General features: G+C 40.0%; 12 protein-coding genes. 1 reads left to right on the forward strand and 11 read right to left on the reverse strand.

Annotation, left to right across the window (positions count from 1 at the left end; all coding sequences use genetic code 11):
• Positions 1–130 precede the first annotated feature (130 nt).
• The 7 genes from rpsA to prsW all read right to left on the reverse strand — a co-directional run bounded on the left by rpsA (position 131) and on the right by prsW (position 6,856).
• On the reverse strand, positions 131–1,264 hold the full coding sequence (gene rpsA, locus BMZ22_RS02235; RefSeq protein WP_090080637.1) for a 30S ribosomal protein S1: 1,134 nt from the start codon (positions 1,262–1,264) through the stop codon (positions 131–133).
• Between the two features lie 74 nt (positions 1,265–1,338).
• Positions 1,339–1,944, reverse strand: coding sequence for a lysophospholipid acyltransferase family protein (locus BMZ22_RS02240; protein ID WP_090080639.1), 606 nt, complete (start codon positions 1,942–1,944; stop codon positions 1,339–1,341).
• Positions 1,931–2,635 (reverse strand): (d)CMP kinase, encoded by a 705-nt coding sequence (gene cmk, locus BMZ22_RS02245; RefSeq protein WP_090082049.1) that lies wholly within the window; start codon positions 2,633–2,635, stop codon positions 1,931–1,933. The genes BMZ22_RS02240 and cmk overlap by 14 nt, the downstream gene beginning before the upstream one ends.
• Positions 2,636–3,088: 453 nt before the next feature.
• Positions 3,089–3,736, reverse strand: coding sequence for a flagellar brake protein (locus tag BMZ22_RS02250; protein ID WP_177183333.1), 648 nt, complete (start codon positions 3,734–3,736; stop codon positions 3,089–3,091).
• A gap of 77 nt (positions 3,737–3,813) precedes the next feature.
• Positions 3,814–5,157, reverse strand: coding sequence for a germination protein YpeB (ypeB, locus tag BMZ22_RS02255; RefSeq protein WP_090080643.1), 1,344 nt, complete (start codon positions 5,155–5,157; stop codon positions 3,814–3,816).
• A 15-nt stretch (positions 5,158–5,172) separates the two neighbouring features.
• The gene (sleB, locus tag BMZ22_RS02260; protein ID WP_090080645.1) at positions 5,173–6,030 is read right to left on the reverse strand and encodes a spore cortex-lytic enzyme; all 858 of its coding nucleotides are present in this window, start codon (positions 6,028–6,030) and stop codon (positions 5,173–5,175) included.
• Between the two features lie 160 nt (positions 6,031–6,190).
• Positions 6,191–6,856: a glutamic-type intramembrane protease PrsW gene (gene prsW / locus BMZ22_RS02265; RefSeq protein ID WP_090080647.1), complete on the reverse strand. Its 666-nt coding sequence runs from the start codon at positions 6,854–6,856 to the stop codon at positions 6,191–6,193.
• Positions 6,857–6,944: 88 nt separating this feature from the next.
• On the opposite strand from prsW, the gene BMZ22_RS02270 reads away from it, so the two are divergent.
• Positions 6,945–7,913: an asparaginase gene (locus BMZ22_RS02270; RefSeq protein ID WP_090080649.1), complete on the forward strand. Its 969-nt coding sequence runs from the start codon at positions 6,945–6,947 to the stop codon at positions 7,911–7,913.
• Positions 7,914–8,114: 201 nt separating this feature from the next.
• On the opposite strand, the gene BMZ22_RS02275 is transcribed toward BMZ22_RS02270, so the two are convergent.
• From BMZ22_RS02275 to BMZ22_RS02290, 4 genes are all read right to left on the reverse strand, one after another.
• On the reverse strand, positions 8,115–9,116 hold the full coding sequence (locus BMZ22_RS02275; protein WP_090080650.1) for a YpdA family putative bacillithiol disulfide reductase: 1,002 nt from the start codon (positions 9,114–9,116) through the stop codon (positions 8,115–8,117).
• A 140-nt stretch (positions 9,117–9,256) separates the two neighbouring features.
• Positions 9,257–10,537, reverse strand: coding sequence for a Glu/Leu/Phe/Val family dehydrogenase (locus BMZ22_RS02280; RefSeq protein ID WP_090080652.1), 1,281 nt, complete (start codon positions 10,535–10,537; stop codon positions 9,257–9,259).
• 163 nt (positions 10,538–10,700) lie between these two features.
• Positions 10,701–11,279, reverse strand: a complete 579-nt coding sequence (locus tag BMZ22_RS02285) for a genetic competence negative regulator (RefSeq protein WP_090080654.1) — start codon at positions 11,277–11,279, stop codon at positions 10,701–10,703.
• 234 nt (positions 11,280–11,513) lie between these two features.
• On the reverse strand, positions 11,514–11,858 hold the full coding sequence (locus BMZ22_RS02290; protein WP_090080655.1) for a hypothetical protein: 345 nt from the start codon (positions 11,856–11,858) through the stop codon (positions 11,514–11,516).
• Position 11,859: the final 1 nt, after the last annotated feature.

The raw sequence follows: 11,859 nt of genomic DNA on the forward strand, positions 1-11,859 counted from the left end.
GTGCCAAGGCACTTCGTTGTCTCACCTATGCCTCTCTTCCCGCAGGAGTCTCCGCATATTTCCTCCGCTAACCTTGATTATCGTTCGTCTTTTATATTGCTGTTATGTCCCAGCCTGTTTTTTTATTACATTATTTGTACTTATTCAGCTTATCGCCGATGAAATCCCCAAGCTGAAATCCTGACTGATCGTCATCTTTTTCATATTGTTTTACTTCGGAAGCTTCCTGCTCCTGTTCAAGCTCTTTAATGCTGAGAGAAATTCGCTCTTCTTGCTCGTTAACATCTAATACTTTCACCTGAATCTCTTCCCCTGCATCGAGCACTTCCTGCGGTGTGCCAATATGGCGGTTAGCAATCTGTGAAATATGGACCAGACCTTCAACGCCAGGCAGAACCTCAACGAAAGCCCCAAAATTCACAAGGCGTTTAACAGTTCCTGTCAGCACATCGCCTTTTGAAATTCGGTCTTCAATATTCGCCCATGGCCCCGGTAATGTTTTTTTCCGGGACAAGGAAATACGTTCATTATCTCTATCAATGGACAGGACTTCCACGCTGATTGTATCGCCTTTTTCCACTACATCGGAAGCTTTCTCGACATGTTCATGAGCAAGCTGGGAAATATGGACAAGTCCATCAATTCCGCCAAGATCAACAAATACACCAAAGTTTGTCAAACGCTGGACTGTGCCTTCAAGCACCTGCCCTTCTCCAAGGGAATCCAGGACTTCTTGTTTTTTGGCAGCCAATTCATCTTGTACAACATCTTTATGAGATAAAATAATCCGATTTTGTTCCTTGTCCAAATCAACAATTTTAACTTTTAGGGAACGGTTTATATAGTCGGAAAAGTCCTCAACATAATACGTTTCCACAAGTGATGCCGGGATGAATCCACGCACACCAACATCAGCAACGAGGCCGCCTTTGACGATTTCTTTAACCTCAGTTTCAAATACCTCGCCATTTTCGTACTTTTCTTCAAGTTTGCCCCATGATTCTTCAGCATCCACTGCTTTTTTGGATAAGATAACTTCATCATCATCATCCATTTTTTTAACGTATAATTTTAATGAATCCCCTTCCTGCACAACATCACCAGCTTTTTCGATGTGCAGACTTGATAATTCACCAATCGGCACAATTCCTTCCGTTTTATAGCCAATATCTACAAGAACTTGCTTATCCTCTACCTTGATTGCAGTCCCTGTAACGATATCTCCTATATTTAATTGCGTTAATTCGTTACTGGATTCACTCATACCATTAGCCCTCCTTAAATTACATACCAACAGAAAATCAAAATACTCTTTTTTATAACTTCTAATATTTATAATTATTTGTCAAGCGAAGCATGCTGAGAATTATAATTTTCAAGCAAAAATTTTATTTCGCTCATGATCGCTTCAGCCGTTTCTTTTGCTGATGTCTTTTCTGCACGATAAGACGCTATATCCATTGGCTTGCCATATATAACAGTCAGCGTCCTGCCCGGTTTGTACGGGCCAATAATCGCACATGGAATAATTACAGCATCTGACCTGAGTGCAAAAAAACCAGCCCCTGCCAACGGCTTGCCCAGTTCGTTAGTCTTACTGCGTGTCCCTTCAGGAAATAAACCCAGCGTGTTGCCTTCTTCGAGAATTTTTAAACCTGTCCGCAAGGCATTCCTGTCCCGCATCCCCCTTTTAACAGGGAAGGCTTGGATACCTCTCAGAAGCTTGCCTAGTATTGGCTTGTCAAACAGTTCCCCTTTGGCCATAAAATAAATGTCCCTCGGGGATGTTATGCCGACGACTGGCGGATCCAAATTAGATATATGGTTTGAACATATAATGACCGGCCCATCTTTTGGCACATTCTCTTTCCCGATAACCCGGATTCGGTAAAGTGGGTAGAAAATTAATGATACAACCGATTTGGCCACTTTATAAAGACTCATTGTTCTCCCCTTCATCCCTTATGACTCGATTGGCTTCTTTTAGTATAGCATCTGTTACTTCATCAATTGACAGGTTTGTCGTATCTAGTTCAATCGCATCATTAGCTTTTATTAATGGGGCAGCCTCACGCTCTGAATCGATTTGGTCTCTTTGTTCAATTTCTTTTTTCATTTTTTCAAGGTCTGCTGAAAAACCTTTTTGAAGCATCTCCTCATAACGGCGCTTGGCCCGTTCCTCAACTGAAGCTTTTAGAAAAATCTTGACTTCAGCATCAGGGATAACATGCGTACCAATATCCCGTCCATCCATCACTACACCGCGTTTTTCAGCGAGATCCTGCTGCCTCTTCACCATTTCACGGCGGACTTTTGGATGTTTAGCCACATATGACACATTATTCGTGACATGGACAGTACGAATGTCTTCGGTAACATCATCCCCGTCAATTAGCACATGTTGCTGTCCTTTGCCATGAACAATTTCAATCGTCGTGTCAGCTAAGACAGTGGCAAGTTCTTCTTCGTCTTCTAATGAAATTTGATTTTTCAGCGCTTTAAATGTCAAGGCGCGGTACATAGCCCCCGTATCGATATAAATAAAAGAAAGTTCTTTTGCAACTTGTTTGGAGACTGTGCTTTTGCCGGCCGCAGCGGGACCGTCAATCGCTATTGCTATTTTATTTTTATTCATTGCTGTCATCAATTCCTCTCAATCCCGCCAATTACAATCAAGAAGATAATTACTTGATTTTTTAAGGTTTGTTCTATGTAATAGCTTCTGTTAAAGCATAACATACAACCCAAAAAAAGTTCTACTGATAAAGTGAAACTTCAATCAGTGGGACGTTTTCCCCCACTGATTGTTAGTTGAACCAATCGGGCATTTAAGAACAGTTAGCCGGCGTACTTTGACGGCATACTGTCCTTTACATGCGGGGAAAAGTGAAACTTCAATCAGTGGGGCGGTCTCCCCCCACTGATTGTTAGTTGAACCAATCGGGCATTTAAGGACAGTTAGCCGGCGTACTTTGACGGCATACTGTCCTTTACATGCGGGGAAAAGTGAAACTTCAATCAGTGGGGCGGTCTTTCCAACTGATTGTTGGGGGCTGCCAGTTATATGCAAGATAAAAAAGGTGTTGCACTACAATAGTTCTTTCTTTCTGGCTTCAAGCTGTTTTTCAAAACCATAGCGAATAATAGCTTGCTGATCATTTTTGCTTATTGACAAAAACTTTAAGGATGCCTTCCTGAGACTTTCATTATCATCAATACGAACGACTTCACCTTTAGCAGAAATATAATTGATCTCACCGGATTGCATATGGAGCACCATCCATATTTCAACGTTTTCAGCAATTTCAAAAGTGTATGACGGCGGTAAAATAATTGAGACACCACCCCCGCTTACATCTACTGTCACTGTTGTAAACGATATATCGGAACTGTGAATGGCTACGTCAACTGCCGTATCAATTCTGACAAATCGTCGGCGCTGTATTGTTGTAATTTTCTCTTCTGAAGGAAGTTCGATGACAATAGCCGGTAATTCGCCCTTAGCCAATCTCAATATTTTTGTATTAAACAGGTGAACTGATTGGTCTCTTCCAACGTAACTTATTTTAAAAGGTGTTCCTTTTGGAAAAATGGTGGTTTTATTTGTCTTGTTATCATTAAGTAAATCAATAAAAAGATATTGACCTTCTTTTTCAATTATTTTGCTGCGATAAGTATTCGAATAACCTGTTTCTGGCTCAATTTTTTCTAATTTAAGTACCGTACCTATTTTCATACAAACACCTCGGACGAAAAACTTTATAACCATTATGTCAAAAAACGCAAAAAAGGGGAAGAACTTAATCTTCCCACTTAGGACATGGATGCATAATTTATTTCCGTACCACCAAGTTTTTCAACTTTTTCTTCAGTGCCGTCCATAGCATTTATAAATATACGATATGTCTCACCGTCAAGGACGCCAAGAAATTCATACACAAGCACCTCTTCACCAACATCATTATCAATAACCGCCATATAATCTTCATTGATCTCTACACCCGGATTTACTTTATCCTTGGCTTCTTCAATGGATATTTCAGGCTCAGGAATATCCCGTTCTTTATGGTTCATGAAATAGTTCCTGGCCGTCAGTCCGAGTAGGTCACCGTTATCGAGAGCCACTTTCAATTCAATAGCATCGGAATAGATGCGGACATCATCCTGATTATAAAGATATGAATAGACGCCAACGTTGTCATATTGATTGCTTGTGAAAATTTGCATATCCTCAAAATTATGTTGTTTTAGATACTTGTTTGCTTTTTCCATCCCCTCGTTTAAACTGATTTTCTGTTCCTGAACATCACGATTGACAAGAAGAGTGAGCGGTCGGCCTCCCTGTTTCGATATATCGATATAACCATTTTTGTTATCGTTCTGATAAGAAACACTGTATATTGGGACATCTGCACCATCGCCACTTTCTGTAACATTTAAATCGTCTGTATTTTTCAGGCTGAGCAATTGGCTCCCTTTTTCAGCGGCTTCTTGCTGATTAATTGTTTTGCCTGAAAGATTCTCGTATTCATGTTCTTCTGAGGATGTTCCTGTCAGTGCGGAATCAGTGTTACTTTCAGCATACCCCTCAACTTTTTTCTCGACTGTTTTAAACCCATCAACAATGGTATTATCAGATTGCTCATCCTGTTGGGCTAAAGCCAGCTGCACATCCATCCAACGCAGGTTTTCATCCAGCACTGTATGCTGTACCTGCCTTAACTCATCTTTCAATTCTCCTGATTGTTCATATAAATTTTTAAGTGTTTTAACTTCTTTATCATTCAAAGGCTCATCCTTCAGGTCCCTTACAGCTGTTTTGTATGTGAAATCGCCTATATTCGAAAGAAATTCCTCTGTTTTGTTGAAGGGCATTAACGTGAGTGGGAGCTGTCCGACATCTGATATTGCTTCAGACGTCAGCCTCCATATTTCAACCATTTGCGGTGAAAGACTTTCTCTGGAATTCATAGCTAATGCTGTTCCAATTTTATCGTGCATGAGATCCATACGGTATGAAAGGTCATGAAACGCCCGCTGATACGTGTTCTCAGCTTGTATCAATACAGCATTTTTTTCCTGGTGCTCCTGATAGCCCCAAAATCCAACACCCGCAACCCCCAGTGAAAGCACACCGATTAAAATCCATCTGATCATTAGCCTTACTCCTTCCTATTTAGCAAATATATGTTTCCCGATTTTTTTAATTTGCGGTCTTGACCATATCCAGTCAGAGGTTGCCGTTTCCGGATTAAAATAATAGGTTGCGTTTCCACTAGGATCCCATCCGTTGAGCGCATCCATTACTGCTTTTTTGGAGGTTTCATTGGGTGTCAGCCAGATCTGTCCATCCGCTACAGCCGTAAATGCACGAGGCTCAAAAACAACCCCTGAAATCGAGTTGGGAAACGTCGGACTTTCAACACGGTTTAAGATAACTGCAGCAACCGCGACTTGCCCTACATAAGGCTCCCCTCTTGCTTCGCCATTTACGGCATTAGCCATCAATTGGATATCATTTTGAGAATACCCTTGAGGCACATTTACCGCGGTTGGCTCAGCATTTGCATTCTTATTTGCATCACCGGCTGTCCCATTTTCAGTTGTGTTATCCCCAGTATCGCCACCTTGGCCTTGTTTCGATTGCTCAGAATTATCCATTCCGCCATAATGTGTGAATTCATTGCCCTGATTTATTTGATTGTTTACATAATCTCGATCATATTCACTTGCTGAAGCCAGTTTTTCTTTTGTTTTCGTTCCGGCGATGCCATCGATCTCCATTCCAAATTCATATTGAAAATTTCTTAGCGCCCAGTATGTGCCCCAACCGAAAACACCATCAATCGTGCCATTATAAAAACCCAGATACTGTAACCGTGCCTGCAGTTCGATAACATCATCGCCCACAGCACCATGCTGGATTACCTGATCAGAAAAAGCACTTACCGGTTTAGCTGAATCTGCCGTTTGCAGTCCTGTTATCAAAAAACATATAATGATAAAAAGGCTCAATTTATTTTTCAACATGTTGTTTCCTCCTGCCCATGCTTAATCAAAGTTTCTGAGCCTATTTTTTTACGTAATTGCCTTTTTATTCATCATTATTATCTAATAAAAGATTATGTCGTGCAGATTTCTGTGCTGCAAGGCAAAGAAAAATCCTTTGCATCGTATAATACAAAGGATTTTACGCTTCTATTTCTGTATGATATAAAACATATTTATTAGCTTTTTTCATTCGGTGTAAAGCGGTCCACCAAAGCCCAATCATAAATGGAATAAGTAAAATAAGCCAATCGCTCGTCACAGTTGCAAGAATAAAATTATAGGTCCCATGCAATAAGAACGGCAGCATAAAAGCCAGCAGCAAATTCCAATGTTTATGCCGTCTGTTCATTTTAGCCTTGCCGAGGTGATAACCTGCTATAACAGCGAATAATGCATGCGAAGATACCGGGAATAACGCACGTATAACAGCAAACTCAAGGCCATTTATCATTAAATATAATATATTTTCAACCGCTGCAAAACCAAGACTGATAGCTACAGCATAAACAATCCCATCATAATGGGAATCGAATTCTGTATGGTGAAAAACCACATAAATAAAAATAAACCATTTAAAAAATTCTTCAATCAGTGCCGATTGGACAAATGACTGAACGATACTGCTTTCTGCCAGGTTTTCAACCGTTAGACCATATTGTATAAACATAATAGGGAATACGAGAAGAGCGCCTAACAAAAATGTCTTACACATTAATATTAAAGGTTCAGCATACTGGTCTTTCAGATAAAAAAAAGCCATTAATGCAAGAGCAGGTGCTATCCCCGCTGTTAAAAAAGCAAGCATTTTGTTAGCCCTCTTTTCCCATTTAAGTTGTCATTATCATATCATGCAATCAAAGAATTGAAAATAACACACTGAAAAGGTGATTTTTATGAAAAACATTCTGATTATACATACCGGCGGGACTATATCAATGCTCGAAAATAAAAATACAGGCGACGTTACAACCGCGAAGCATCATCCATTAAAAGATGTAACGGACCATATGTCCTTTCCTGCTAATATTGAGGAAGTCATTCCATTCTCAGTCCCTTCTCCGCAAATTACGCCGAAGCATATGGTGGAACTCGCAAATAAAATCAATGAGGCTTCAACTAAATATGATGGTTTTGTGATTACACACGGCACAGATACGCTTGAAGAAACAGCCTATTTCCTTGACCTTACAATAACTGTTAATAAACCCGTTATTATTACAGGTGCGATGCGCTCAGCTAATGAAATAGGGTCTGACGCACTTTATAATCTAATAAGCTCTTTGAGAACCGCCACAAGTGATGCTGCGTGGGACAAAGGCGTGTTAGTGGTTATGAACGATGAAATCCATACAGCGCGAAACGTTACAAAAACGTCCACAAGTAATATTGCTACGTTCAAGAGTCCGCAATATGGTCCAATTGGCATTGTAACGAAAGATGATATTATATTTCATCATGCAGTTTTGTCCAAATACACTTATCCGGTCAGCAAAGTAAATAAGCATGTATATTTGTTAAAAGCGTATGCGGGAATGACCGGAGATATATTCGATGCTGTCCATCAGCTTAAGCCAGATGGCCTTGTCATCGAAGGACTGGGACAGGGGAATTTACCCAAGGACACTCTAAATGTATTACAACATATATTGAAAGAGAATATTCCAGTCGTATTGGTATCACGATGCTATCAGGGAATTGTTCAGCCGACTTATGCTTACGACGGAGGTGGAAGGCAGCTTAAAGAAATCGGCGTCATATTCGCAAATGGATTGACCGGTCCTAAAGCTCGTCTTAAGTTGTTAATTATGCTGGAAATAACGAGCAATTTTCAAGTGATAAAAGAAACTTTCGAAAAGAAATGAGTGAGTAAATACACATTTAAATCCTTACACAATGACTGGACCATAACTAAAACGAGGGTTGAGGAAGGCGAACAAAACGATCTGCCAAAGGAGACATTAAAAGAAAACTCACTGGGCAGGGGCATAGTGAGCCCCCAAAGCGTACCCAAGTATATTTCTGAGGCGTGCATCGCGCCCAGCTTACTTCGTTGTTCGACATCCTCAACGAATACTCTTTTGTTTGAGCTTCTTACGTTTGATGGCTTCAGCAATAATGCCACCATGGAATCGGCCATTTTCAATAAATATTTCATTATTGTTATAACCTGCTGCCACTACACCTGCTACATAGATGCCCGGCACGTTGGTTTCCATAGTTTCAGGGTCATAATATGGGCGTCCACTTTCATCATCTATCGAAATCCCAGCGTTTTTTAAAAATGTGTGATCGGGTTTATAACCGGTCATGGCAAAAACGAAGTCATTTTCAACTTCCTTTAATCCATTGTCAGCAGTATAAATAATTTTATCGTGTGTTATTTCATTGACTTCAGCATTAAATTCCATATTCACAACATTTTTCCGCACCAGCGAATCAAATTCGGGAAGTATCCACGGTTTAATGCTCTTCGAATAATCGTCACCGCGATACAGAACTGTAATATTTGCCCCAGCCTTGTGTAATTCAAGTGTTGTGTCAACAGCTGAATTTTTGCCGCCGATTACCGCTACATTTTTACCAAAGTACGGATGTGCTTCCTTAAAGTAATGCATAACTTTCGGCAGGTCTTCTCCCGGGATATTCATCTTGTTTGGCTGATCATAATACCCTGTAGCAATAATAACGTTTTCAGCTGTGTAGCTTTCATACGTCCCTTTCGCAGTTTCTGTCTCAAGCACAAACGTGTTGTTTTCAGGTTGTGACACCTTGATAACGCGCTCAAATGCATTTATTCTCAAATTTTTTCTGTTTGCAACTTCTCTGTAGTAAGCCAGCGCCTGATTACGTACCGGCTTTTTCATTTCAGTTATAAAAGGGAGGTTTCCAATCTCGAGTTTATCACTTGAACTGAAAAATGTTTGGTGAGTTGGAAAATTATAAAGTGTGTTAACAACATTTTCTTTTTCAATAATTAATGGGTTTACCCCGTTTTGCTGAAGGCTTATGGCACACGACATGCCACAAGGGCCGCCTCCGATAATGATTGTATTTTCCTCTTTCACTGTACGCACTTCCTTATTTCATAATTCCATACAAAAACTCTTATCCAACTATACATGATAAGAGTTTTTTCGTCACATAAATTGTTTTATGCTTAAATTCCTGCGTTGCTAGGCAGCAACTTGTAAAGGTAATCCCAGATTTATACCCAGCCGCGAAATCTTGCAGCTTCCGCCATTTTTCGCACGCCCGACATATAAGCTGCCAGACGCATATCAACACGCCTGGTCTCTGCGGTATTATAGATGTTATTGAACGCTTTTATCATAATCTGATGCAGCTTTTCATCAATTTCTTCGGCAGACCAGTAGTAGCCTTGGTTATTTTGCACCCATTCAAAATAGGAAACAGTGACGCCGCCTGAAGATGCAAGGACATCTGGCACCAATAGAATCCCACGCTCTGACAGAATTTTGGTTCCTTCCAAAGTCGTTGGTCCATTAGCAGCTTCGACAACGATACCAGCTTTTATTTTATGAGCATTCTCACCGGTGATTTGGTTTTGGACTGCTGCAGGCACAAGTATGTCACAATCCAATTCGAGTAATTCATTATTGGAAATAGTGTCTTCAAATAACTTAGTGACCGTGCCGAAACTATCTCTTCTATCCAGCAAATAATCAATATCAAGGCCTTCCGGGTCATGAAGAGCTCCATAGGCATCAGATATGCCAACGACTTTTGCGCCTGCATCATGCAAGAACTTGGCAAGGAAGCTGCCTGCATTTCCAAACCCTTGAACAACTACGCGTGCACCTTTAACATCGAAACCTTTCTTTTTAGCCGCTTCATTTATGCAAATTGTTACACCTTTAGCAGTTGCAGATTCTCTACCGTGTGAACCACCAAGAACGATTGGTTTTCCTGTAATGAAACCGGGATTGTTAAATTCATCAATACGGCTGTATTCGTCCATCATCCATGCCATAATTTGTGAATTTGTAAAGACATCTGGAGCGGGTATATCCTTGTTGGGTCCAACTATTTGACTGATGGCACGAACATAGCCTCTGCTAAGTCCTTCCAATTCGCGAAATGACATCTCCCTCGGGTCGCAAATGATGCCGCCTTTTCCGCCGCCATATGGCAAATCAACAATCCCTGCTTTTAAACTCATCCATATTGATAAGGCTTTTACTTCCTTTTCAGTTACATTTGGATGAAATCTGACACCGCCTTTTGTAGGCCCGACAGCATCGTTATGCTGGGCACGGTATCCAGTGAAAATCTTGATTGAACCGTCATCCATGCGAACTGGGATTCTCACCGTCATCATGCGCATGGGATCTTTCATCAGTTCAAACACTTCATCAGGGTAACCCAATTTTCCCAATGCGTTTTTAACAACAGTCCGTGTTGAGGCTAACACATCTGTGCTTTCATTCTTTTCTTTGGTAGAATCTGCTGCGTTGTCGGCTACCATGAATTTACCTCCTATAAAATCAATAAATATTTAGATATATCGGTACTCAGAGATTAGTATACACTTTCCAACTAAATATGCAATAAAATCAAACGATTTTCTTTAGGGGAAAAGCGATAAATGTAAACGGTTGCAGCGGCACCTTTTCGAATACTAAGAATCATCAGTAAAACGTATCCATGATTTGTTTTACAGCAGTTGAACTCATAATTTGTTTCCCATATTCTTTTAACCGGTGGGATGTGATGATACTCGGGAAAGAAAACTCTGACATAACCGCAATTACATTTTCTTTATCCTTCTGAAGAAATTCAGCTTCATGAAATAACATATAGTAATGCTGATTCATATGATATATTTGTCCGCCATTTATTCCTAATGATGTCAGATTAGATGCCACAAGTATGATGTCCTCAAAATCATCAAATGAGAAAATCAGTTCCTTGCTCTCATCCATTGTAACTTTCATCTCAACAAAATCCTCATCCCATTCATCAGTGCTCCCCTTTTGCGTTACAATAACATGCATTCCCTGCGCCTGCATTAAATGCACCTGTACAAGCAAAAGACCTTCAAGTTCAAACCCCAGTTCACTACTGGCTTCATACATCATATCACTAAACAAATTGCGTACATTAGCAGCATCATACCACAAATCTTCCTTTGTAAAACCTCGATCTATTAAGTCATCAAACGTGAGAAAAATTGTAAATTGGTTGTTGGACACCCGTTCAATACGCATAAAGCATCCCCCTCTTTTTAACTTGGTTATATCCGAATGAGAAACCATCATAATTTCCTTTACTTTACTATATGCTGTCAACGAAATTGTTGAACATTATTAATTATTATTTCTTATTAGACAGGTTCTATAAGCTTTTATAAACATGGCGCTTTATTGATTATATCATGCTCTGAACTTATCCCTTCCATGTGCTCTCTCGCAGTTTATGTATTAAACGTTATTTTTTAGTGATTACATATTTTCAACCACATCAAGGAGTTCCTCTCCCCAAAAATAAAACATAACAACAAACAATACAACCAGTAAAACAGCAACAGTAATAAACCTTTTTGAAGGGTTGCTCATTTTTAATCTTGTGTGTGTTTTTGTGCTTCCGTGGACTTCCTTACGGGGGGGCAAGTTTAATATATCTATATTGAGATCCCTGTTGCTCTTTTTTTCTGTATCTGCCTCTGCTTCTTTTCTTTGGTGCGTTGTTTCCTCTAGATTCGTCACTTCCTGGCCATTTTCCACTTCATCAAGCAATTTTCTCAGTTCGGATGCTTGATCATCAGCCTCTTTTGTTTTATTCTCCATC

Origin of the sequence: Lentibacillus persicus, from assembly GCF_900112705.1 — a bacterium.
In the GTDB taxonomy this organism is placed as follows: domain Bacteria; phylum Bacillota; class Bacilli; order Bacillales; family Amphibacillaceae; genus Lentibacillus; species Lentibacillus persicus.